This is a genomic window from Variovorax sp. TLI9-5A, from assembly GCF_056867935.1.
The window spans coordinates 6,357,850-6,379,566 of sequence record NZ_CP200310.1 but is presented as its reverse complement, the minus strand read 5'-3'; the positions used below and the strand labels follow the sequence as shown (position 1 = coordinate 6,379,566).

20 protein-coding genes and 1 pseudogene are annotated in these 21,717 nt (G+C 66.8%); 19 read left to right on the top strand and 2 right to left on the bottom strand.

Annotated features, from left to right (window positions below; all coding sequences use genetic code 11):
* Window positions 1–10 precede the first annotated feature (10 nt).
* The 10 genes from AC1VNX_RS30335 (at window position 11) to AC1VNX_RS30290 (ending at window position 9,878) form a co-directional block, all read left to right on the top strand.
* A complete protein-coding gene (locus AC1VNX_RS30335; RefSeq protein WP_483161246.1) occupies window positions 11–445 on the top strand; it encodes a DUF2147 domain-containing protein in 435 nt (144 codons plus the stop codon).
* 39 nt (window positions 446–484) lie between these two features.
* A complete protein-coding gene (locus AC1VNX_RS30330) occupies window positions 485–2,908 on the top strand; it encodes a 3-hydroxyacyl-CoA dehydrogenase/enoyl-CoA hydratase family protein (RefSeq protein WP_483161245.1) in 2,424 nt (807 codons plus the stop codon).
* Window positions 2,909–2,971: 63 nt separating this feature from the next.
* On the top strand, window positions 2,972–3,391 hold the full coding sequence (locus AC1VNX_RS30325) for an endonuclease domain-containing protein (RefSeq protein ID WP_483161244.1): 420 nt from the start codon (window positions 2,972–2,974) through the stop codon (window positions 3,389–3,391).
* The gene (locus AC1VNX_RS30320) at window positions 3,388–4,584 is read left to right on the top strand and encodes an acetyl-CoA C-acyltransferase (RefSeq protein ID WP_483161243.1); all 1,197 of its coding nucleotides are present in this window, start codon (window positions 3,388–3,390) and stop codon (window positions 4,582–4,584) included. Before AC1VNX_RS30325 ends, AC1VNX_RS30320 begins: the two co-directional genes overlap by 4 nt.
* Before the next feature lie 51 nt (window positions 4,585–4,635).
* Window positions 4,636–5,538 carry an alpha/beta hydrolase family protein gene (locus AC1VNX_RS30315; protein ID WP_483161242.1) on the top strand — a complete coding sequence of 301 codons (903 nt, stop codon included), beginning with the start codon at window positions 4,636–4,638 and terminating at the stop codon, window positions 5,536–5,538.
* Window positions 5,539–5,567: 29 nt separating this feature from the next.
* On the top strand, window positions 5,568–6,404 hold the full coding sequence (locus AC1VNX_RS30310) for an acyl-CoA thioesterase (protein ID WP_483161241.1): 837 nt from the start codon (window positions 5,568–5,570) through the stop codon (window positions 6,402–6,404).
* A gap of 4 nt (window positions 6,405–6,408) precedes the next feature.
* Window positions 6,409–7,158, top strand: a complete 750-nt coding sequence (locus AC1VNX_RS30305) for an SDR family oxidoreductase (protein WP_483161240.1) — start codon at window positions 6,409–6,411, stop codon at window positions 7,156–7,158.
* A gap of 16 nt (window positions 7,159–7,174) precedes the next feature.
* Window positions 7,175–7,771, top strand: a complete 597-nt coding sequence (locus tag AC1VNX_RS30300; protein WP_483161239.1) for a DsbA family protein — start codon at window positions 7,175–7,177, stop codon at window positions 7,769–7,771.
* A 35-nt stretch (window positions 7,772–7,806) separates the two neighbouring features.
* Window positions 7,807–8,571, top strand: coding sequence for an enoyl-CoA hydratase (locus AC1VNX_RS30295; protein ID WP_483161238.1), 765 nt, complete (start codon window positions 7,807–7,809; stop codon window positions 8,569–8,571).
* A 152-nt stretch (window positions 8,572–8,723) separates the two neighbouring features.
* Complete coding sequence (locus tag AC1VNX_RS30290; RefSeq protein ID WP_483161237.1) at window positions 8,724–9,878, top strand: ABC transporter substrate-binding protein; 1,155 nt, start codon at window positions 8,724–8,726, stop codon at window positions 9,876–9,878.
* A gap of 16 nt (window positions 9,879–9,894) precedes the next feature.
* Here the strand turns inward: AC1VNX_RS30290 and AC1VNX_RS30285 are convergent, their stop codons facing one another.
* Complete coding sequence (locus AC1VNX_RS30285) at window positions 9,895–10,320, bottom strand: acyl-CoA thioesterase (RefSeq protein WP_093057333.1); 426 nt, start codon at window positions 10,318–10,320, stop codon at window positions 9,895–9,897.
* Between AC1VNX_RS30285 and AC1VNX_RS30280 the strand changes: the two genes are divergently transcribed.
* Complete coding sequence (locus AC1VNX_RS30280; RefSeq protein ID WP_483161236.1) at window positions 10,319–12,193, top strand: ABCB family ABC transporter ATP-binding protein/permease; 1,875 nt, start codon at window positions 10,319–10,321, stop codon at window positions 12,191–12,193. The two genes, AC1VNX_RS30285 and AC1VNX_RS30280, sit on opposite strands and share 2 nt — an antisense overlap.
* 42 nt (window positions 12,194–12,235) lie before the next feature.
* A complete protein-coding gene (locus AC1VNX_RS30275) occupies window positions 12,236–13,174 on the top strand; it encodes a 2-hydroxyacid dehydrogenase (protein WP_483161235.1) in 939 nt (312 codons plus the stop codon).
* Window positions 13,175–13,189: 15 nt separating this feature from the next.
* Here AC1VNX_RS30275 and AC1VNX_RS30270 read toward each other — a convergent pair whose 3' ends face one another.
* Window positions 13,190–14,632: an amidase gene (locus tag AC1VNX_RS30270; protein ID WP_483161234.1), complete on the bottom strand. Its 1,443-nt coding sequence runs from the start codon at window positions 14,630–14,632 to the stop codon at window positions 13,190–13,192.
* 61 nt (window positions 14,633–14,693) lie between these two features.
* Here AC1VNX_RS30270 and AC1VNX_RS30265 point away from each other — a divergent pair, with 61 nt between their 5' ends.
* From AC1VNX_RS30265 to AC1VNX_RS30235, 7 genes and pseudogenes are all read left to right on the top strand, one after another.
* The gene (locus AC1VNX_RS30265) at window positions 14,694–15,683 is read left to right on the top strand and encodes a LysR substrate-binding domain-containing protein (RefSeq protein WP_093057305.1); all 990 of its coding nucleotides are present in this window, start codon (window positions 14,694–14,696) and stop codon (window positions 15,681–15,683) included.
* A gap of 174 nt (window positions 15,684–15,857) precedes the next feature.
* Window positions 15,858–17,324 carry an aspartate ammonia-lyase gene (locus AC1VNX_RS30260; RefSeq protein ID WP_483161233.1) on the top strand — a complete coding sequence of 489 codons (1,467 nt, stop codon included), beginning with the start codon at window positions 15,858–15,860 and terminating at the stop codon, window positions 17,322–17,324.
* A gap of 168 nt (window positions 17,325–17,492) precedes the next feature.
* On the top strand, window positions 17,493–18,392 hold the full coding sequence (locus AC1VNX_RS30255) for an amino acid ABC transporter substrate-binding protein (protein ID WP_483161232.1): 900 nt from the start codon (window positions 17,493–17,495) through the stop codon (window positions 18,390–18,392).
* Window positions 18,393–18,490: 98 nt separating this feature from the next.
* A pseudogene (locus AC1VNX_RS30250) lies at window positions 18,491–19,218 on the top strand (amino acid ABC transporter permease).
* Between the two features lies 1 nt (window position 19,219).
* Window positions 19,220–19,909, top strand: a complete 690-nt coding sequence (locus AC1VNX_RS30245) for an amino acid ABC transporter permease (RefSeq protein ID WP_483161231.1) — start codon at window positions 19,220–19,222, stop codon at window positions 19,907–19,909.
* 40 nt (window positions 19,910–19,949) lie between these two features.
* Window positions 19,950–20,687 (top strand): amino acid ABC transporter ATP-binding protein, encoded by a 738-nt coding sequence (locus AC1VNX_RS30240; RefSeq protein WP_483162039.1) that lies wholly within the window; start codon window positions 19,950–19,952, stop codon window positions 20,685–20,687.
* Window positions 20,688–20,790: 103 nt separating this feature from the next.
* On the top strand, window positions 20,791–21,717 hold the full coding sequence (locus tag AC1VNX_RS30235; protein WP_483161230.1) for a LysR substrate-binding domain-containing protein: 927 nt from the start codon (window positions 20,791–20,793) through the stop codon (window positions 21,715–21,717).

The following is a 21,717-nucleotide window of genomic DNA, read 5'->3' as shown; positions in this document are numbered from 1 at the left end:
GGAGACACGCATGAAGAAAACATTCGCCGCCGTTCTGTTCGCCGTCACCGCAGTCTCGGCCATGGCCCAGGTCACGCCGGTCGGCCTGTGGCGCAACGTTGACGACAAGACCGGTGAGGTCAAAGCGGAGATTCGCATCGACGAATCGAACGGCGCGCTGCTCGGCCGCATCGAAAAGGCACTGGGCAAGGACGCCAAGCCCGGCGCCACCTGCGACGAATGCAGCGACGACCGCAAGGGCAAGCCCATGGTGGGCCTGGACATCATCCGCGGCGGCAAGAAGGCCGAAGGCAAGGAAGTCTGGGAAGGCGGCAAGATCCTCGACCCCGAGAACGGCAAGGAATACCGCGCGAGCTACACGCCCGTCGATGGCGGCAAGAAGCTCGAAGTGCGCGGCTACCTGGGCCCCTTCTGGCGCACTCAAACCTGGAACCGTGTGCAGTAACAAGCCTGCGCGCAACCAATCCAAGAAATACCAAGCAACATGTCCCGATTTCAAGTGAAGAAGGTCGCCGTGCTCGGCGCCGGCGTGATGGGCGCGCAGATTGCGGCCCACCTCGTCAACGTGCGCGTGCCTGTCGTGCTGTTCGACCTGGCCGCAAAAGACGCGACCGGAGCTGTCGCTCAAGGTGCGGCGAAGAACGGCATCGTCACGCGCGCCATCGACAACCTCAAGAAGCTCAAGCCCGCGCCGCTCGGCGACGTGGCCGATGCCGGCCTGATCGAACAGGCCAACTACGAAGACGACCTTGCCAAGCTCGGCGAGTGCGACCTCGTCATCGAAGCCATTGCCGAGCGCATGGACTGGAAGCTCGATCTCTACAAGAAGATCGCGCCCCACGTTGCCAAGCATTCGATCCTGGCCTCGAACACCTCGGGCCTGTCGATCACCAAGCTCAGCGAGGCACTGCCTGAAGCGCTGAAGCCGCGCTTCTGCGGCATTCACTTCTTCAACCCGCCGCGCTACATGTTCCTGGTGGAGCTGATCAACACGCCCACCACGCAGCCGCAGGTGCTCGACGACCTCGAAGCCTTCGTCACCAGCACGCTGGGCAAGGGTGTGGTGCGCGCGCACGACACGCCCAACTTCATCGCCAACCGTGTCGGCATCGCCGGCATGCTGGCCACGTTGAAGGAAGTCGAGAAGTTCGGCTTGACGCCCGACGTGGTGGACGACCTCACCGGCAAGAAGCTGGGCCGCGCAAGCTCGGGCACCTTCCGCACCGCCGACGTGGTGGGCCTCGACACGATGGCCCACGTCGTGAAGACGCTGCAGGACAACCTCAACGCAGAGACCGATCCGTTCTACGCCAACTTCGCGACGCCGCCCGTGCTTGCCAAGCTGCTGGAGCTGGGCAACCTGGGCCAGAAGACCAAGGCCGGCTTCTTCAAGAAGGTCGGCCGCGACATCCTGCGCTTCGACCTGAAAAGCGGCGAGTACGTGCCCGCCGGCGCCAAGGCCGACGAGGTGTATGGCCGCATGCTGAAGAAGCCCGCGGGCGAACGCCTGAAGCTGCTGCGCGAGAGCGAAGGGCCGCAAGGCCAGTTCCTCTGGGCCATCCTGCGCGACGGCTTCCACTACGCCGCCGTGCACCTGGGCGACATCGCCGAGAGCGCGCGCGACATCGACTTCGCCATGCGCTGGGGCTTCGGCATGAAGCAGGGCCCGTTCGAGCTGTGGCAGGAAGCCGGCTGGGCGCAGGTCGCCAAGTGGGTGCAGGAAGACATCGACGCCGGCAAGGCGCTGAGCAGCGCACCGCTGCCCAAGTGGGTGTTCGAAGGCCCGGTGGCCGAGGCCGGCGGCGTGCACACGCCCGAGGGCTCGTGGAGCGCATCGCAGAACAAGTTCGTGCCGCAGCGCAGGCTGCCGGTGCATGACCGCCAGCTGTTCCCCGAGAGCGTGCTCGGCGCCAACGCGGCCGATGCCAATACCGCCGGCACCACCATCAGCGACGAAGGCGACGTGCGCGTCTGGACGCTCGATGGCGAAGTGCTCATCGCCAGCATCCATTCGAAGATGCACGCCATCAGTCCCGACGTGGCCGAGGCGCTGGGTGCGGCGGTCGAACTGGCCGAGGCCGAATACAAGGGCCTGGTGATCTGGTCGCCCGACGAGGTGTTCTCGGTCGGCGCCGACCTGCAGGCGATGCTGCCGGCCTTCGTGGTCGCGGGTATCGGCGCGGTCGAAGGTGCCGAGGAAGAGCTGCAGAACGTGATGCTCAAGATCCGCTACGCCAACGTGCCGGTGATCTCGGCCGTGCGCGGCATGGCGCTGGGCGGCGGCTGCGAGCTGGCCATCCACTCGGCCAGGCGCGTGGCCGCGATGGAAAGCTACATCGGCCTTGTCGAAGTCGGCGTGGGCCTGATCCCCGGCGCGGGCGGCCTGACCTACATCGCGCGTCGTGCCGCGGAGAACGCAGCGGCCTCCACGGGTAGCGACCTGCTGCCGTTCCTCACCGAAGGCTTCACTGCTGCGGCGATGGCGAAGGTCGGCACCGGTGCGCTCGATTCGAAGAAGCTGGGCTACCTGCTCGACAGCGACGTGATCGTGCCGAACAAGGACGAGCTGCTGTACGTGGCGCTGCAGCAGGCCAAGGCCATGGCCGACGCCGGCTACCGCCCACCGCTGCGCCGCACTTTCCGCGTGGCGGGCCGCAGCGGCGCCGCGACCATCAAGGGCCAGCTGGTGAACATGCGCGACGGCGGCTTCATCAGCGCGCACGACTTCCACATCGCCAGCCTGATCGCGAACGTGGTCACCGGCGGCGACGTGGACGCGGGTTCGCTCGTGACCGAGGAATACCTGATGACGCTGGAACGCAAGGCGTTCTGCTCGCTCATCGTGCATCCCAAGACGCAGGAGCGGATCATGGGAATGCTGAGCACGGGGAAGCCGGTGCGCAACTGACGCGAGCGATGCCCCTCTTCTCCTTCCCCCTCTGGGGAAGGCCGGGATGGGGGCAAGCAGCCTATGCAAAACCAATCTACTCCCAAATCACAGCAGAACGCCCGCGCTCTGCGACGCGAGATGACGGATTCCGAGCGCAAGCTCTGGAGCGGCCTGCGCAGCGAGCAACTGGGAGTGAAGTTCCGCCGCCAACGTCCGATCGGCCCGTACTTCGCAGACTTCGCATGTCTCGAAGCAAAGCTGATCGTCGAGTTGGACGGCGGGCAGCACGCCGAAGCTGTCGCATACGACGAGAAGCGCACACGCTTCATCGAAGCTCAGGGTTATCGCGTGCTTCGCTTCTGGAATCACGAAGTGCTGACCCAGACCGATGCCGTGCGCCAGCGAATCCTGCAGGCGCTGCAGGAAGACAGCCCTCACCCCAACCCTCTCCCGCAAGCGGGAGAGGGAGCAAGACAAGACATCAGGAATCCAAAGCCATGAAACAAGTCCAAGACGCCTACATCGTCTCCGCCACCCGCACCCCCATCGGCAAGTCGCACCGCGGCTACTTCCGCAACTACCGTCCCGACGACCTGCTGGCCACCACGCTGCGCGCCGCGCTGGCCGCCGTGCCCAGCCTCGACCCGAAGGCCATCGAAGACATCATCTGCGGCTGCGCGATTCCCGAGTCGCAGCAGGGCCTGAACGTCGCGCGCATCGGCGCGGTGCTGGCGGGCCTGCCGACCAGCGTGGGCGGCATCACCGTCAACCGCTTCTGCGCCTCGGGCCTGTCGGCCGTGCAGATGGCGGCCGATCGCATCCGCGTCGGCGAGGCCGATGTGATGATCGCAGCCGGTGTCGAAAGCATGAGCATGGTGCCGATGATGGGCAACTCGCCCTCGCTGTCGCCCTCGATCTTCGAGCGCGAAGGCGACGTGGGCATTGCCTATGGCATGGGCCTCACGGCCGAGAAGGTTGCGCAGCAGTGGAAGGTGAGCCGCGAGGCGCAGGACGAGTTCGCGCTCGCCTCGCACCAGAAGGCGCTGGCCGCGCAGAAGGCCGGCAAGTTCGCCGACGAGATCACGCCCATCGAGGTGACCGATCGCACGCCGAACCTGGAGACCGGCGAGTCGATTGCCAAGACCCGCACCGTCGACCTCGACGAAGGCGCGCGCCCCGACACCAGCATCGAAGGCCTCGCCAAGCTGCGCACCGTGTTCGCCGCGCGCGGCACGGTCACGGCCGGCAACAGCTCGCAGACCTCGGACGGCGCCGGCGCGCTGATCCTGGCCAGCGAAAAGGCCGTGAAGCAGTACGGCCTCACGCCACTCGCACGCTTCGTGAGCTTCGCCAGCAAGGGCGTGCCCCCGCACATCATGGGCATCGGCCCGATCGAGGCCATTCCCGCCGCGCTGCGCTATGCCGGCCTGAAGCACGAGGACATCGACTGGTTCGAGCTCAACGAAGCCTTCGCCGCGCAATCGCTGGCCGTCATCAACACGCTGGGGCTCGATCCGTCGAAGGTCAACCCGATGGGCGGCGCGATCGCGCTGGGCCACCCGCTGGGCGCCACCGGCGCCATCCGCTCGGCCACCGTGGTGCATGCGCTGCGCCGCGAGAACCTGAAGTACGGCATGGTCACGATGTGCGTTGGCATGGGCCAGGGCGCCGCAGGGATCTTCGAAAGGGTCTGACCTACAGCAAGGTACCGTCCCGAGTGCCGGCACAACGAAGGAGACAGCTTCATGCAGACGCAGCAGCAGCTTCCGGTCGCCGGCGGCGCACAGCAACTGGCGGTGCGCCGCTATGAATCCGCCGGCACGCCGCGCGCGAGCGTGGTGATCGGCGGCGCGATGGGGGTGCGCCAGTCCTTCTACGAACCCTTCGCGCAATGGCTCTCGCAGCAGGGCCTGCGCGTCTGGACCTTCGACTACCGGGGCTCGGGCGACTCGCGCGGCAATGTGCCGCTGCGCGAGGTCGATGCCGACCTGTTCGACTGGGCGCGCGACTACGAAACGGTGATCGATGCCGCCAAGGCCGCATTGCCCGACGAGCCGCTCTACCTGCTGGGCCACAGCCTCGGCGCGCAGCTGCCGGGCTTCCTGCAGCGGCCCGAGCAGGTCGACGGGCTCGTGAGTATCGCGGCCGGCAGCGGCTACTGGCGCGAGAACGCGCCGAAGCTCAAGCGCACCATCCTCTACTTCTGGTTCGTGCTGGTGCCGCTGGTCACGCGGCTTTTCGGCTACTTCCCGGGCCGCAAGCTCAGGAAGGTGGGCGACCTGCCGCGCGGCGTGATCCTGCAATGGCGGCGCTGGTGCCTCAATCCTCGCTACAGCGTCGGAGCCGAAGGCGAGCTCGCGGCGCGCAGCTACAGCCGCGTGCGCTTCCCGGTGCTCGCGCTGTCGATGACCGACGACGAACTCATGACGCTCGCAGGCACGAAGAGCCTCGTGAGCCTCTATGCCGGCGCGCCGAGCGCGGTCGAGCGCATCGCTCCGGCCGATGTGCAGGCGCGTCGCATCGGCCACTTCGGCTTCTTCCGCGAGCAGTTCAGCCAGAGCCTCTGGCCGAGCACAGTGGACAAGCTGCACCGGCTCGCATCGCTTACTGCGGTGCAGCACGCCAACGTCCCGCACACGACTGCGTGACGCGTGCCACCGGAGGCACACTGCCGATCATGACGACGAGCACGCACCCCTTCGACAAGGCCCTGAAGATCCACCACAGCGACATCCGCGTGGGGCACTTCACGGGCACCACCAGCCCCGACTACTGGAACATGGTCGGGCCCTTCGGCGGCACCACTGCGGCGCTCGCGCTGCAGTCGGTGATGCAGCACCCCGACGTGCTGGGCACGCCGATCGCGATCACGGTCAACTACGCGGCGGCGCTCGAAGCCGGCGCGTTCGACATCCAGGCCACGGCCGTGCGCACCAATCGCTCGACGCAGCACTGGACGGTGCAGATCACGCAGGCCGGTGCCGGCGGCGCGCCCAACATGACGACCACCGCCACGGTGGTGACGGCCGCGCGCCGCGAGACCTGGGGCGAGAGCGACATGCCGATGCCCGAGTCGCCAAGGCCCGAGACGGTCGAGCGCATGAGCATCGGCCCCTCGGGCGTGGCATGGATCAACCAGTACGAGATGCGCCCCTTCAGCGGCGGCATTCCCGCGAAGTGGGACGAGAGCCTGAAGCACAGCGAGACCCGCATCTGGCTGCGCGACGCCGAGCCCAGGCCGCTGGACTTCGCTTCGCTCGCGGCGATGAGCGACATGTTCTACCCGCGTGTCTGGCTGCGCCGCGCGAAGCACGTGCCCGCTGGCACGGTGTCGATCACCACCTACTTCCACGCCGGACCGCAGCAACTCGCCGAGGTCGGCACGGGCTACCTGCTGGGCCGTGCCGCGGGGCAGCAGTTCTTCAACGGCTTCTTCGACCAGACGGCGCATCTGTGGAGCGAGAAGGGCGTGCTGCTGGCCACCTCGAACCAGATCGTCTACTACAAGGAATAGCACCATGGCCGCCCTGCAGAAAGCCGCTCTCATCGTCGGCGCCGGCGACGCCACCGGCGGCGCCATCGCCCGCCGCTTTGCGCGCGAAGGCTTCGCCACCTGCGTCACGCGGCGCAGTCTCGACAAGCTGCAGCCGCTGGTGGCGCAGATCGAGGCCGAGGGTGGCCGCGCCCATGCCTTCGCATGCGACGCGCGCAAGGAAGAGGAAGTGGTCGCGCTCGTCGAGCAGATCGAATCGACCATCGGGCCCATCGGGGTGATGGTGTTCAACATTGGCGCCAACGTGCCCGAGAGCATCCTCAGCGAAACCGCGCGCAAGTACTTCAAGGTGTGGGAGATGGCCTGCTTCTCGGGCTTTCTCAATGGCCGTGAAGTTGCGAAGCGCATGGTGGCGCGCGAGGTTCCCGAGGGCGGCCATCGCGGCACGATCATCTTCACCGGCGCCACGGCCTCGCTGCGCGGCGCGGCGAACTTCGGCGCCTTCTCGGGCGCGAAGATGGCGCTGCGCGCACTGGCCCAGTCGATGGCGCGCGAGCTCGGGCCGCTGGGCATCCACGTGGCGCACGTGGTGGTCGACGGTGCCATCGACACCGAGTTCATCCGCAGCAACTTCCCCGAGCGCTATGCGCTGAAGGAAAGCGACGGCATCCTGAATCCCGACCACATCGCCGACACCTACTGGATGCTTCACTCGCAGCCTCGCGATGCCTGGACGCACGAGCTCGACTTGCGCCCATGGTCCGAGAAATTCTGAGAAGGAGACAAGCGCCATGACGAAATCCGTCGACTTCTATTTCGATTTCGGCAGCCCCGCCGCCTACCTGGCCGCGACGCAGCTGCCGCACGTGTGCGCCGACACCGGCGCGCAGCTGGTGTGGAAGCCCATGCTGCTCGGCGGCGTGTTTCAGGCCACGGGCAACCACTCGCCGGCCGAGATCAAGCCCAAGGGCCCGTACATGACGGCGGACCTCCAGCGCTTTGCACGGCGCTACGGTGTGCCCTTCGCGCACAACCCGCACTTTCCGATCAACACGCTGCTGCTGATGCGCGGCGCCACCGGCATCCAGATGAAGGAGCCCGACCGCTTCGGCGCATATGTCGACGCGGTCTACCACGCGATGTGGGTGGAGCCCCGGAACATGAACGACCCGGCGACCGTCGGCGCCGTCTTGCAGAATGCGGGCTTCGACGCGCCCGCGCTGCTCGCGCTGGCCGGTGCGCAGGAAACCAAGGACCGGCTCAAGGCCGTCACGCAGGAAGCGGTGGAGCGCGGCGTGTTCGGCGCGCCCACCATGTTCGTCGGCGACGAAATGTTCTGGGGCCAGGACCGGCTCGATTTCGTACGCGAAGCACTCGACGCCGCCTGAGGGCGGCACCACCCGTTTCATTCAAGGATCTTTCTATGAGCGACATCCTCGTCCACACCGAAGCCGGTGTGATGACCATCACCTTCAACCGCGTCGACAAGAAGAACTCGATCACCAGCGGCATGTATGCCGAGCTGGCCGACGCGCTGGCTGCGGCCGAGACCGATGCGGCGGTGCGCTGCGTGCTGATCCAGGGCGACCCGACGATCTTCAGCGCGGGCAACGACATCGGCGACTTCCTCAATGCGCCGCCCGCCACGCAGGAGTCGCCGGTTTTCCGCTTCCTGCGCGGCATCGCTACCTTTCCGAAGCCGCTGGTCGCGTCGGTGTGCGGCCCGGCCGTGGGCATCGGCACCACGATGCTGTTCCACTGCGACCTGGTCTACGCGGGCGACAACGCCGCCTTCTCGATGCCCTTCGTGAACCTGGGCCTGTGCCCCGAGGCGGCCTCGAGCCTGCTGGTGCCCCAGATGCTGGGCTACCACCGCGCGGCCGAGGCGCTGCTGCTGGGCGAGCCCTTCATGGCCGAGGCCGCGCTCGAGGTGGGCCTGGTCAACCGCGTGGTGCCGCCGACCGAGGCCAACGCCATCGCTCAGGCGCAGGCGCGCAAGCTCGCGGCCAAGCCGCTGAGCGCGCTGGTGGAAACCAAGCGCCTGCTGAAGAAGGGCCAGATGCCCGCCGTGCTCGAACGCATGGGCGAGGAGGGCGCGAGCTTCGGGCGCATGCTGCGCGAGCCGGCTGCGAAGGAGGCTTTTGGCGCGTTCATGGAGAAACGCAAGCCGGATTTCTCCAAGGTCTGACAAGGGTCTGTGAGGCGTCTTCCGGGGCTTGCGCGCGTACACTGTCGGGCGTGCAAGATACGGGGACAAGAACGCTCGCAACGCCCAGCCAATGGGCGGATGATGCTACTGAAAAAGTAGCATCCGGCATCTCGCGCAGGCGTACTTTCGGTTTGCTGGCGGGCGCCCTGGCGGCGCCGTCGCTGGTGCTGGCGCGCGTCAGGCCGCTGCGCATCGGCATCATCGGTTCATGGTCGGGCCCCTATGCGGGCGGCGGGCGGCAGTTCGATGCCGGCATGTCCGTCTGGCTGGCCGACCGCAACCAGCACGTCGCGGGCCGGCCGGTCGAGCTCCTGCGGCGCGACGTGCCCGGCAGCGCACCCGACCAGGCGCGCCGCCACGCGCTCGACCTCGTCGAAAGCGAGCGCGTCGACCTGCTCGCGGGCCTGGACTTCAGCTCCAACGCCTACGCCGTCGGCAACGTCGCCGCACAGGCCAGGCTGCCGCTGGTGGTGATGAACGCGGCGTCGTCGGGCATCACCGCGCGCTGCCCGTATGCGGTGCGGGTGTCCTTCACCATCGGGCAGGTCACGCTGCCGCTGGCGCGATGGGCGCTGCAGCAGGGGCTGCGCGACGTCTGCACGGTGGTGGCCGACTACGCCTCGGGCGTCGATGCCGAAAGCGCCTTCGTCTCGGGCTTCACCGCGGGCGGCGGCCGGATCGGCGCGATGCTGAGGGTGCCGCTGGCCACGCTGGACTACTCGGCCTACATGCTGCGGCTGCGCGAACTCAAGCCGCAGGCGGTGTTCTTCTTCCTGCCCTCGGGGCAGATGCCGGCTACCTTCCTCAAGTTCTGGCGCGACAGGGGCATGGCCGACACCGGCATCCGCCTGCTGGCCACCGGCGACGCCACCGACGACCACTACCTGGAAGGCATCGGCGAACTGGCCGATGGCCTCGTCACCAGCCACCACTATTCGTTCGCCCACGATTCGCCGGTCAACCGCAAGTTCACGGGCATCTTCGAGACGGAATACGGCAGCCACCTGCGGCCGGGCTACTTCGCGGTCGCGGCCCACGACGCGCTCGCGGCCATCGACGCGGCCATGACGGCTGCGTCTTCCGGGCGCGGCAACCCCAGCGGGGAACGGCTGGTGGATGCCTTCCGGGGGGTGAAGCTGGAGAGCCCGCGAGGCCCGATCGAGATCGACGCCCACACCCGCGACATCGTGCAGACCGTTTACATCCGCCGCGTCGAGCGGCGCGACGGGCGCTGGGTCAACCGCGAGTTCGAGCGCTTCGAGCGGGTGCGCGACCCGGGCGTCTGAGCCCCGGGGGCGTTGCTCAGGGCTGCTGTTCGATGGGCCGTGGGCGACCGTTGTCGTCGATGGCCACGTAGGTGAAGGTGGCCTGCGTCACCTTGATGTACTCGCCCTGCGCCCGGAAGCGCTCGGCAAACACTTCGACGGTCACCGTGACCGAGGTACGCCCGATGCGCACCAGCTTCGAATAGAACGACAGGATGTCGCCCAGGCGCACCGGCTGCTTGAAGATGAACTCGTTGACCGCCACCGTGGCCTGCCGGCCCTTGGCGTAGCGCGCGGGGATCACCGAGCCGGCCAGGTCGCACTGCGCCATGACCCAGCCGCCGAAGATGTCGCCGTTGGCGTTGCAGTCGGCCGGCATCGGAATGACCTTGAGCACCAGCTCCATGTCGGTGGGCAGGCTCTTGAGGATGGCGGCAGCGGCAGCGCTGGAAGTATCTGACATGGGCACAATCTGGAACAAACAAGCAACCACGATTGTCTCCCATGCGCCGCAGCGGCGAAGCCCTTCCCCCTCCCACTCCGTCTCCGGCCACCCGCCGGAGCGCAGCGACCGTTCCGACTGGGCGACGCTGCGCCGCCTGCTTCCCTACCTCTGGCAGTACAAGTGGCGGGTGGCCGCCGCGCTGGCCTTCATGGTGGGCGCCAAGGTGGCCAACGTCGGCGTGCCGGTGCTGCTGAAGAACCTGGTCGACACGATGACGCCCAAGCCCGACATGGCACAGGCGCTGCTCATCGTGCCCATCGGGCTGCTGCTGGCCTACGGGCTGCTGCGCTTCTCGACCTCGCTCTTCGGCGAGCTGCGCGAGCTGATCTTCGCCAAGGCCACCGAGGGCACGGCCCGGCAGATCGCGCTGGAGGTGTTCCGCCACCTGCATTCGCTGAGCCTGCGCTTCCACCTGGAGCGCCAGACCGGCGGCATGACGCGCGACATCGAGCGCGGCACGCGCGGCGTGCATTCACTCATATCGATGTCGCTCTACAGCATCGTGCCCACCATCATCGAGCTGGTGCTGGTGCTCACCATCCTGGGCGTGAAGTTCGATTCGCTCTTCGTCTGGATCACGGCGGCGGCGCTGGTGCTGTACATCGTCTTCACTGTCACGGTGACCGAGTGGCGCACGCAGTTCCGCAAGACCATGAACGAGCTCGATTCGGTGGCGCAGAGCCGCGCGGTCGATTCGCTGCTGAACTACGAGACCGTCAAGTACTTCAACAACGAAGAGTTCGAGGCCGGCCGCTACGACGCCAGCCTCGACCGCTACCGCAAGGCCGCCATCAAGAGCCAGCGCACGCTGAGCATGCTCAACACCGGCCAGCAGGCGCTCATCGCCATCAGCCTGGTGCTGATGCTGTGGCGCGCCACCTCGGGCGTGGTCGATGGGCGCATGACGCTGGGCGACCTGGTGATGGTCAACGCCTTCATGATCCAGCTCTACATTCCGCTCAATTTCCTGGGCGTGATCTACCGCGAGATCAAGCAGAGCCTGACCGACCTCGACAAGATGTTCGTGCTGATGGAAAAGGAGCGCGAGGTGCGCGATGCACCCGGCTCGCAGCCGCTGGCCGGCGCCGACGCCACCGTGCGCTTCGAGGACGTGAGCTTCGCCTACGAGCCCGCACGGCCCATCCTGAAGCACGTGAGCTTCGAGATTCCCGCCGGCAAGACGGTGGCCGTGGTCGGCCCCTCGGGCTCGGGCAAGTCGACGCTCGCGCGGCTGCTCTACCGCTTCTATGACGTGCAGCAGGGCCGCATCACCATCGGCGGCGAGGACATCCGCGAAGTGACGCAATCGAGCGTGCGCCACGCCATCGGCATCGTTCCGCAGGACACGGTGCTCTTCAACGACACGGTCGAATACAACATCGCCTACGGCCGCCCCGGCGCCACGCGCGAAGAGGTGGAAGCCGCTGCGCGCGCCGCGCGCATCCACGACTTCATCGTGGCCACGCCCAAGGGCTACGACACGACCGTAGGCGAGCGCGGCCTGAAACTCTCGGGCGGGGAGAAGCAGCGAGTGGCCATTGCGCGCACGCTGCTGAAGAACCCGCCGATCGTGATCTTCGACGAGGCCACCTCGGCGCTGGACTCGGCCAACGAGCGCGCCATCCAGTCGGAGCTCAAGAGCGCCGCGCAGGACAAGACCACGCTGGTCATCGCGCACCGCCTGTCGACGGTGGTCGATGCGCACGAGATCCTGGTGCTGGAGTCGGGCGTGATCGTCGAGCGCGGCACGCATGCCCAGCTGCTTGCGAAGCAGGGCCGCTACGCCCAGATGTGGGCTTTGCAGAAGAGCGAAGCAACTCCATTGATGTAGCGCGATCATCCATTCCCTTTTATCGATCTCAGGAGTTCAGACGTGTCGACCAAGATTCCCCTGCTGGTGCTCAGCGGCCTCTCGAGTGCCCACCAGGCCCAGATTGCCGAGGTCTATGACATGACCTACGCCTTCGACCCCGCCCTGCGCGCGGCCGCCATCGCCGAGCACGGCAAGAAGTTCCGCGCGGTGCTGACCATCGGCGTGATCGGCATCACGCCCGAGGAAATCGCGGCGATGCCGGCGCTGGAGCTGATCTGCTGCATGGGCGCGGGCTACGAGGGCGTGCCGCTCGAAGTGACGCGCGCTCGCGGCATCGCGACGGCCAACGGCGCGGGCACCAACGACGACTGCGTGGCCGACCATGCCTTCGGCCTGCTGATCGGCATTGTTCGCGAATTCCGCAAGCTCGACCGGCTGTGCCGCGAAGGCGTGTGGCGCGAGGCCATTCCGCAGCCGCCGAACGTGTCGGGCAAGAAGCTGGGCATCCTCGGGATGGGCACCATCGGGCAGAAGATCGCGAAGCGCGCCGCGGCCTTCGACATGGAGGTCGGCTATCACAACCGCAAGCCGAAGGAGGGCGTGACGCAGCGCTACTTCGACGACCTGAAGTCGCTGGCCTCGTGGGCCGACTTTCTCGTGCTGGCCGCGCCGGGCGGCCCGGCCACGAAGCACCTGGTCAATGCCGAAGTGCTCGACGCGCTGGGGCCGCAGGGCTACCTGGTGAGCATCGGGCGCGGCAGCGTGGTCGATACCGAGGCTCTGGCGGCCGCGCTGCGGGAGAACCGCATCGCCGGTGCCGGCCTCGACGTGTACGAGAGCGAGCCGAAGCGGCCCGAGCAACTGATCGGCCTCGACAACGTACTGCTGACGCCGCACATGGCCGGCTGGTCGCCCGAGGCGACGCAGAAGTCGGTGGACCACTTCCTCGCGAATGCCGAGGGGCACTTCGCGGGGCGGGGCGTGGTCACGCCGATCTGAAGCTTCGGCTCGTCGTCAGCCCAGTGCTGGCGGCCGGTGCGCCGCCCAGCCGCATGCCTGGTCGTAGGCATGCCCCAGCCGCAGCACGTCGAGATCCGAATGGATCGGCCCCGCGAGTTGCAGCCCCATCGGCAGCCCGCCTTCGCCGAAGCCCGCACGCACGTTCAGTGTCGGCAGACCCGCCAGCGTGAAGGGCGTGACGATCTCCATCCAGCGGTGATAGGTGTCGCTCTTCACGTCGCCCACGCCGGCCGGCCAGTGCAGTTCGGCATCGAAGGGAAAGACCTGCGCGGTCGGCGCCAGCACGAAGTCGAAGCGCTCGAAGAGCTTGAGGAAGGCGCGGTACACGTTCGAGCGGTACACGGAAGCCTGGTACAGCGAGGCCGCGTCGAGATGGCGGCTTTGCTCGATCTCCCATTGCGCCTCGGGCTTGAGCTGCGCGAACAGCTTCGGATCGCTCAGGTAGGCGCCCAGCTTGCCGCCCACCAGCAGCTGCCGCAGGCGCAGCCACGCGCTCCAGTTGTGCTCGCGCGGCACGTCGAGCGTGCAGGGCTCCACCTCGCAGCCGATGTCGCGGAAGGTGCCCAGCGCCTTCTCGCCGAGCTCGCGGATGCCGGGCTCCAGCGGCAGGTCGGGCCAGATGCTGCCGAGCCAGCCGATGCGCAGTCCCTTGCCGTCGCCTTCGAGTTTCAGCTCATCGGCCGGGGGCAGTGCGTGCGGCGACGACAGCGGCACGCGTGCGTCGAAGCCCGCCTGCACGGCCAGCAGCCGCGCCGCGTCTTCCACCGTGCGCGCCATCGGGCCTTCGCAGCCCAGCTGCTGGAAGAAGAGTTCCTCGTCGGGGTTGCCCGGCACGCGTCCGCGCGAGGGGCGCATGCCGATCACGTTGTTGAAGGCGGCCGGGTTGCGCAGCGAGCCCATCATGTCGCTGCCGTCCGCCACGGGCAGCATGCCCAGGGCCAGCGCCACCGCGGCGCCGCCGCTGCTGCCGCCCGCGCTGCGCTCGGGGGCGTAGGCATTGCGGGTGATGCCGAACACCGTGTTGTAGGTGTGCGAGCCGAGGCCGAACTCGGGCGTGTTGGTCTTGCCGATGACGACGGCGCCGGCCGCCCTGGCGCGCGCCACGTGCAGGCTGTCGCTGCGGGCCGGCGAGCGCGGCGACAGCGGGGAGCCCATGGAAGTCGGCAGGCCGGCGGCGTGGCTCAGGTCCTTCACCGCGAGCGGAAAACCGTGCATCCAGCCGCGCCGTTCGCCGCGTGCCAGCTCTGCGTCGCGCTCGTCGGCCTCGGCCAGCGACTGCGCCGGATCGCGCGGCGACACGATGGCATTGAAGCGCGGGTTCAGTGCCTCGATGCGGGCCAGCGAGGCCTGCATCAGCTCTCGGCAGGACACGTCGCGCGCGGCGATGCGGCGGGAGAGTTCGGTGGCGCTGAGTTCGAGCAGGTCGGCTGAAGGCATGGCGAGTGCGGGAAAAGGAGGGGGCGCCCAGTATGGCGCGGCGCTCGCATAATCGCCGCGTATGGAAACCAAGTGGCTCGAAGACTTCATCAGTTTGGCGGAAACCCGCAGCTTCAGCCGCTCGGCGCAATTGAGGCATGTGACGCAGCCGGCGTTTTCCCGCCGCATCCAGGCGCTCGAAGGCTGGGCCGGCACCGACCTGGTCGACCGCAGTTCGTACCCCACGCGGCTCACGCCCGCGGGCCAGACGCTCTACAGCCAGGCCATCGAGATGCTGCAATCACTGCAGAGCACCCGGGCCATGCTGCGCGGGCACTCGGCCGCCGGGCAGGACGTGATCGAGATCGCGGTGCCGCACACACTGGCATTCACCTTCTTTCCCTCGTGGGTGACCAGCCTGCGGGAGCACTTCGGGCCCATCAAGAGCCGGCTGATCGCGCTCAACGTGCATGACGCGGTGCTGCGGCTCGTCGAAGGCAGCTGCGACCTGCTGATCGCCTACCACCACCCTTCGCAGCCGCTGCAGCTCGACGCCAACAAGTACGAGATGGTCAGCCTCGGCGAGGAAACCGTGGCCCCCTGGGTCAAGGCCGATGCCGAGGGCGCGCCGCGCTACCGCCTGCCGGGCCGGCCCGGCCAGCCGCTGCCCTACCTGGGCTATGCGCCGGGCGCCTACCTGGGCCGCGTGGTCGACCAGCTGCTGAAGGAATCGGGCACCGCCATCCACCTCGACCGGGTCTACGAGACCGACATGGCCGAGGGCCTGAAGGTCATGGCGCTCGAAGGCCATGGCATCGCCTTCCTGCCGCAGAGCGCGGTGCGCAAGGAGATCAAGGCGCGCAAGCTGGTGAGCGCGCTGCCGCCAGAGATCGACAGCCTGGAAGCGACCATGGAAATCCGCGCCTACCGCGAGCGGCCCGGTGCGCCGGTGCCGGTCAAGGCCGGCGCCAGCCGTGCCGCCAGCAAGGCCGCGGCCGCTGACAGCCTGCAACCCAAACGCACCGCCGATGCGCTATGGTCTTACCTGGTCGGCACCCAGCCGCACCGCTGACAACGGAGATTTGTGCACCGCACAATCTATAAATGCCGCGCATAGGACTCCCCGCAAACGGCATTGGCGCCCCGAACCCGGCGCCTCTACAGTCGCGGCTGCTTTTAGTCGCTGTCACAGCAACATCTCCGGCACGCGCCCTACGCGTGCTTTTTTTTAAGCCGAGGAACCTGTATGAGCTCCAATTTCAGGACTGAACACGACTTCCTCGGCGACAAGCAGATTCCCGCCGCCGCCTACTGGGGCGTGCACACGGCGCGCGCGGTCGAGAACTTTCCCATTTCCGGCACGCGCATCTCGGCCATGCCCGACCTGGTGCGAGCGCTGGCCTACGTGAAGAAGGCCGCAACCCGCGCCAATGCCGACCTCGGCGCTATCGACCGCGATCGCGCGGCGGCCATCATCCTGGCCTGCGACGACATCGTGGACGGCAAGCTGCTCGACGAGTTCGTGGTCGACGTCATCCAGGGCGGCGCGGGCACCTCGACCAACATGAATGCCAACGAGGTCATCTGCAACCTCGCGCTCGAGAAGCTGGGCCACGAGAAGGCGCGCTACGACGTGCTTCACCCCAACGACCACGTCAACGCTTCGCAGAGCACCAACGACGTGTACCCCACCGCGGTGCGCCTGGCGCTGTGGTTCGCCATCGGCCGGCTGCTCGAATCGATGGCATCGCTGCGCCGCGCCTTCGAGGCCAAGGCGCTCGAATTCAAGGACATCCTCAAGATCGGCCGCACCCAGCTGCAGGACGCGGTGCCCATGACGCTGGGCCAGGAGTTCCTGACCTACGCGATCATGATCGGGGAAGACGAAGCCCGCCTGGGCGAGGCGCGCGCGCTCATCGAGGAAATCAATCTCGGCGCCACCGCCATCGGCACCGGCATCAACGCGCCCCACGGCTACGCGAACCTCGCCTGCCAGTACCTCGCAGAGCAGACCGGCGTGCCGCTCAAGCAGGCCGCCAACCTCATCGAGGCCACGCAGGACACGGGCGCCTTCGTGCAGCTGTCGGGCGTGCTCAAGCGCGTGGCGACCAAGCTCAGCAAGACCTGCAACGACCTGCGCCTGCTGTCCAGCGGCCCGCAGGCCGGCTTCGGCGAGATCCGGCTGCCGGCTCGGCAGGCGGGCTCGTCGATCATGCCGGGCAAGGTCAACCCGGTGATCCCGGAAGTCATGAACCAGGTGGCCTTCGAGGTCATCGGCAACGACATCACCGTCACGCTGGCATCCGAAGCGGGCCAGCTGCAGCTCAACGCCTTCGAGCCGATCATGGGTTGGAGCCTCTTCAAGAGCATCCAGCACCTGAGCCGGGCCTGCACCACGCTGCAACACAACTGCGTCGAGGGCATCGAGGCGAATCGCGAATTCCTGGCGAAGAGGGTGCGCGAGTCGGTCACGCTGGTCACCGCGCTCAACCCGCTCATCGGCTATGAGAAGGCCGCGCTCATCGCGAAGACGGCGCTCGCCACCGGCGGGCCCATCGACCTGGTGGCCGAGTCGCTGGGCATCATGACCCGCGCCGAGATGGACGCGCTGCTGGTGCCCGAGAACCTCACGCAGCCCGTGCGTCTGTCGGCCGCGCCGGTGCCGGCGGCTGCCGAGCCGAGCGGCGCAGCTTCGGGCACAAAGGCTGCTTAGTGAAAGTCGGACAATGCCAGGAGGCAGGATCGCACCATGCTGGCGCCGCTGTGCGCATGGCCGGTGCAAGGTGTGTGTGTATGCACCGGGTTGGTCCGGGTATCACGCAAAATGCGAATGTCTAGAATTTAGTTGTATCTGTTTCAGTCACCCTCAGGAGTTTTCCGTATGAAAAAACAAGTATTGGCATTGGCGGTTGCGGCACTGGCCGCTGGCGGCGCGATGGCGCAAGCCAACGACACGCTGGCCAAGATCAAGGCTTCCGGCGTCATCACCGAAGGCGTGCGTGAATCTTCCGGCCTGTCGTACACGCTGGGCAATGGCCAATACACGGGCTTCCATTACGACGTCTGCGCAAACATCATCAAGGACCTCGAGAAGGCCGCCGGCAAGAAGCTCGAAGTCAAGTACCAGCCCGTGACCTCGCAGAACCGCATTCCGCTCGTGCAGAACGGCACCGTGGACATCGAGTGCGGCTCCACCACCAACAACGCCACCCGCCAGAAGGACGTGGCTTTCGGCGTGACCACCTACGTCGAAGAAACCAAGATCGTCGTCAAGGCCAACTCGGGCATCAACTCGCTGGCCGACCTGAAGGACAAGACGGTCGCCACCACCACCGGCACCACGCCGCTGCAGACCGTGCGCAAGCAGAAGCGCGCCGAGAACCTGACCTTCAAGGAGGTCTACGGCAAGGACCACTCCGACAGCTTCCTGCTGCTCGAAACCGGCCGTGCCGACGCCTTCGTGATGGACGGCTCGATTCTGGCTGCCCTGGCCGCCAAGTCGAAGTCGCCCAAGGACTACAAGATCCTGCCCGACGTGCTGGCCGTGGAACCCATCGCCATCATGATCCGCAAGGACGACCCCGCCTTCAAGAAGGCCGTGGACGACAGCATCAAGGCACAGGCCAAGTCGGGCGAGCTCGCCAAGCTGTACGACAAGTGGTTCCTGAAGCCGATTCCCCCGGCTGGCGTGACCATCGGCCTGCCGCTGGGTGAAGCCACCAAGAACGCCTGGGCCAACCCGAACGACAAGCCCGCCGAAGACTACGTCACCAAGGAATAAACGCCGCGTCGCTGCGTGATGACGCCCACCTTTCGCGGTGGGCGTTTCTTTTCAAGGGACTGGTTTTCGTAGAGACGGTGAAGAAGGAGTAAACACAAATGGGCAACTGGGATTGGCAGGTTTTCCTGCAGGACCCCGGGGGGAATATCCGAGCTACCTGCAATGGATGCTCTCGGCGTGGGGCTGGACCGTGTCGGTCGCGCTGCTGGCGCTGATAGTGGCACTGGTGCTGGGCTCGCTGGTCGGCATCATCCGCACGCTGCCCGACAGCCCGTGGCTGGTGCGGCTGGGCAATGCATGGGTCGAGCTCTTCCGCAACATCCCGCTGCTGGTGCAGATCTTCCTCTGGTACCACGTGATCCCGGCGCTCATCCCCGTCATGAAGGGCGTGCCGAGCTTCATCCTCGTGGTGCTCGCGCTGGGCTTCTTCACCTCGGCGCGTATCGCCGAGCAGGTGCGCTCGGGCATCCAGGCGCTGCCCAAGGGCCAGCGCTACGCGGGCATGGCGGTGGGCTTCACCACTGCGCAGTACTACCGCTACGTGATCCTGCCCATGGCCTACCGCATCATCATCCCGCCGCTCACGAGCGAGACGATGAACATCTTCAAGAACTCGTCCGTCGCGTTCGCCGTGTCGGTCGCCGAACTCACCATGTTCGCCATGCAGGCGCAGGAAGAAACCTCGCGCGGCATCGAGGTCTACCTCGCGGTGACGGCGTGCTACGTAGTCTCGGCCCTCATCATCAACCGCCTCATGGCGTTCATCGAGAAGAAGACCCGCGTGCCGGGCTTCATCGTCTCGGCCGGCGGTGGCGGAGGACACTGAAATGATGAATCTCGACCTGTCCTTCTACAACTGGGACGTCATCAGCAACTTCGTCGTCAAGGGCTTCTACTTCAGCGTCACGCTGACGGTGGTGGCCACCATCGGCGGCGTGGTCTTCGGCACGATCCTGGCGCTCATGCGCCTGTCGGGCAAGAAGTGGCTCGATGCGCCCGCAGCCCTGTACGTCAACGGCATGCGAAGCATCCCGCTGGTGATGGTGATCCTGTGGTTCTTCCTGCTGGTGCCGGCGTCGTTCTATTCGCTGTTCGGCTCGGTGGGCTCCAACTACCGCTCCGAGATCTCGGCCGTGATCACCTTCGTCGCGTTCGAGGCCGCCTACTTCAGCGAGATCATGCGCGCGGGCATCCAGTCGATCCCGCGCGGCCAGATCAACGCCGGCCAGGCCGTGGGCATGACCTACGGCCAGAACATGCGCCTGGTGGTGCTGCCGCAGGCCTTTCGCAACATGCTGCCCGTGCTGCTCACGCAGACCATCATCCTGTTTCAGGACACCTCGCTGGTCTACGCCATCGGCGCCTACGACATGCTCAAGGGCTTCGAGACCGCCGGCAAGAACTTCGGCCGTCCGATCGAGGCCTACCTGCTCGCGGCCGTCGTCTACTTCGTCATGTGCTACGCCCTTTCTTGGCTGGTGAAACGCCTGCACAAGAAAATCGCCATCATCCGCTGACAGTTTGAGTGGCTAACCGGAGAAAGAAATGTCCGAAAAAATGATCGAAATCAAGAACGTATCGAAGTGGTACGGCCCGGTGCAGGTGCTCAACGACTGCTCCGTCAACATCTCCAAGGGTGACGTGGTCGTGGTGTGCGGCCCGTCGGGTTCCGGCAAGTCCACGCTCATCAAGACCGTGAACGCGCTCGAGCCCTTCCAGAAGGGCGAGATCACCGTCAACGGCATTCCGCTGCACGACCCCAAGACCAACCTGCCCAAGCTGCGCTCCAAGGTCGGCATGGTGTTCCAGCACTTCGAGCTGTTCCCGCACCTGTCGGTGACCGAGAACCTCACGATCGCCCAGATCAAGGTACTGGGCCGCACGCCCGACGAAGCCAAGACCCGCGGCCTGAAGATGCTCGACCGCGTGGGCCTGATGGCGCACAAGGACAAGTTCCCGGGCCAGCTCTCCGGTGGCCAGCAGCAGCGCGTGGCCATCGCCCGTGCGCTGTCGATGGACCCCATCGTCATGCTGTTCGACGAACCCACCTCGGCGCTCGACCCCGAGATGGTCGGCGAAGTGCTCGACGTGATGGTGAGCCTGGCCAAGGAAGGCATGACCATGATGGTGGTCACGCACGAAATGGCCTTCGCCCGCAAGGTCGCCAGCCGCGTGATCTTCATCGACGTGGGCGGCCGCATCCTGGAAGACTGCCCGAAGGACGAGTTCTTCGGCCATCCGGAAAACCGCCAGCCGCGCACCAAGGACTTCCTGAACAAGATCCTGCAGCACTGAACTTCTGTGCAAGAAAGACAGAGCCACGTTGTTTTGCAGCGTGGCTTTTTTCATTGCGTCATAACTTTTTCGATTCCCAGCCTTCGACTGCTGGCTGCTTCCGATGGAACTTCGCCAACTCCGCTATTTCGTGAAAGTCTGCGAGCTGCGCAGCATGGGCCGTGCAGCCATCGAGCTCGGCGTGGTGACGTCGGCGCTGAGTCAACAGATCAGCCGCCTGGAGAGCGAGCTCAGCACCCGGTTGCTTCAGCGCAGCAGCACCGGCGTCATTCCCACCGACGCTGGCGTGGCCTTCCTGCAGCAGGCGCAGCTGACGCTGCGCCATGCCGACGAGGCGGTGCGCGCGGCGCAGCAGGCACGCCTGTCCGGCCATGTGAGCGTGGGTCTGGCGCCGACCACGGCCTCCGTGCTCGGGTTGCCGCTGATCCGGGAAATGCGCGCGCGCTACCCCGACGTGCGACTGCATCTGGTGGAGTCGCTTTCGGGCAACTTGGCCAGCATGTTGCAGGCCCGCCAGCTCGATCTGGCCGTGCTGTTCGAGACCACCACACCGCGCCGCTGGAGCATCGAGCCGCTGCTCGATGAAAAGCTGTTCGTCCTCGCCGCCGCCGGCCTGGCGCAGCGCCCCGTGGGCCCCAAGGTGCGGCTGGCCCAGCTTGCCGGTGTGCCGCTGATCATGCCCAGCGCCGGCCATGGCCTGCGCGCCACCCTCACGGCTGCATTTGCCCGTGCACGCATCGTGCCCTCGGTGGTTGCCGAGATCGACGGCCTGGCGCTGCTGATGGATGCCGTGCGCGCCGGCCTGGGCGCCACCATCCAGCCCGGTGCCGCCATCGCGCGGCAGCCGGCGGACGATGTGCTCAGCAGCCAGATCGCCGACAACCACGTGGGCCGGCGAAGCCTGCTGGTCAGCCTGTCGGACGACGAACTGTCGCCGGCCGCGCTCGCGACCCGGGTGGTGATGGCCGACACCGCGCGCACGCTGGTGCGCGAGGGCCGCTGGGCCGGCGCGAGTCTTCTCGAAAACTGA

Coding starts and splice junctions, on each gene's coding strand:
- AC1VNX_RS30335 (WP_483161246.1), top strand. CDS start 11: ATGAAGAAAACATTCGCCGCCGTTCTGTTCGCCGTCACCGCAGTCTCG.
- AC1VNX_RS30330 (WP_483161245.1), top strand. CDS start 485: ATGTCCCGATTTCAAGTGAAGAAGGTCGCCGTGCTCGGCGCCGGCGTG.
- AC1VNX_RS30325 (WP_483161244.1), top strand. CDS start 2,972: ATGCAAAACCAATCTACTCCCAAATCACAGCAGAACGCCCGCGCTCTG.
- AC1VNX_RS30320 (WP_483161243.1), top strand. CDS start 3,388: ATGAAACAAGTCCAAGACGCCTACATCGTCTCCGCCACCCGCACCCCC.
- AC1VNX_RS30315 (WP_483161242.1), top strand. CDS start 4,636: ATGCAGACGCAGCAGCAGCTTCCGGTCGCCGGCGGCGCACAGCAACTG.
- AC1VNX_RS30310 (WP_483161241.1), top strand. CDS start 5,568: ATGACGACGAGCACGCACCCCTTCGACAAGGCCCTGAAGATCCACCAC.
- AC1VNX_RS30305 (WP_483161240.1), top strand. CDS start 6,409: ATGGCCGCCCTGCAGAAAGCCGCTCTCATCGTCGGCGCCGGCGACGCC.
- AC1VNX_RS30300 (WP_483161239.1), top strand. CDS start 7,175: ATGACGAAATCCGTCGACTTCTATTTCGATTTCGGCAGCCCCGCCGCC.
- AC1VNX_RS30295 (WP_483161238.1), top strand. CDS start 7,807: ATGAGCGACATCCTCGTCCACACCGAAGCCGGTGTGATGACCATCACC.
- AC1VNX_RS30280 (WP_483161236.1), top strand. CDS start 10,319: ATGGGCACAATCTGGAACAAACAAGCAACCACGATTGTCTCCCATGCG.
- AC1VNX_RS30285 (WP_093057333.1), bottom strand. CDS start 10,320: ATGTCAGATACTTCCAGCGCTGCCGCTGCCGCCATCCTCAAGAGCCTG.
- AC1VNX_RS30270 (WP_483161234.1), bottom strand. CDS start 14,632: ATGCCTTCAGCCGACCTGCTCGAACTCAGCGCCACCGAACTCTCCCGC.
- AC1VNX_RS30265 (WP_093057305.1), top strand. CDS start 14,694: ATGGAAACCAAGTGGCTCGAAGACTTCATCAGTTTGGCGGAAACCCGC.
- AC1VNX_RS30260 (WP_483161233.1), top strand. CDS start 15,858: ATGAGCTCCAATTTCAGGACTGAACACGACTTCCTCGGCGACAAGCAG.
- AC1VNX_RS30255 (WP_483161232.1), top strand. CDS start 17,493: ATGAAAAAACAAGTATTGGCATTGGCGGTTGCGGCACTGGCCGCTGGC.
- AC1VNX_RS30245 (WP_483161231.1), top strand. CDS start 19,220: ATGATGAATCTCGACCTGTCCTTCTACAACTGGGACGTCATCAGCAAC.
- AC1VNX_RS30240 (WP_483162039.1), top strand. CDS start 19,950: ATGATCGAAATCAAGAACGTATCGAAGTGGTACGGCCCGGTGCAGGTG.
- AC1VNX_RS30235 (WP_483161230.1), top strand. CDS start 20,791: ATGGAACTTCGCCAACTCCGCTATTTCGTGAAAGTCTGCGAGCTGCGC.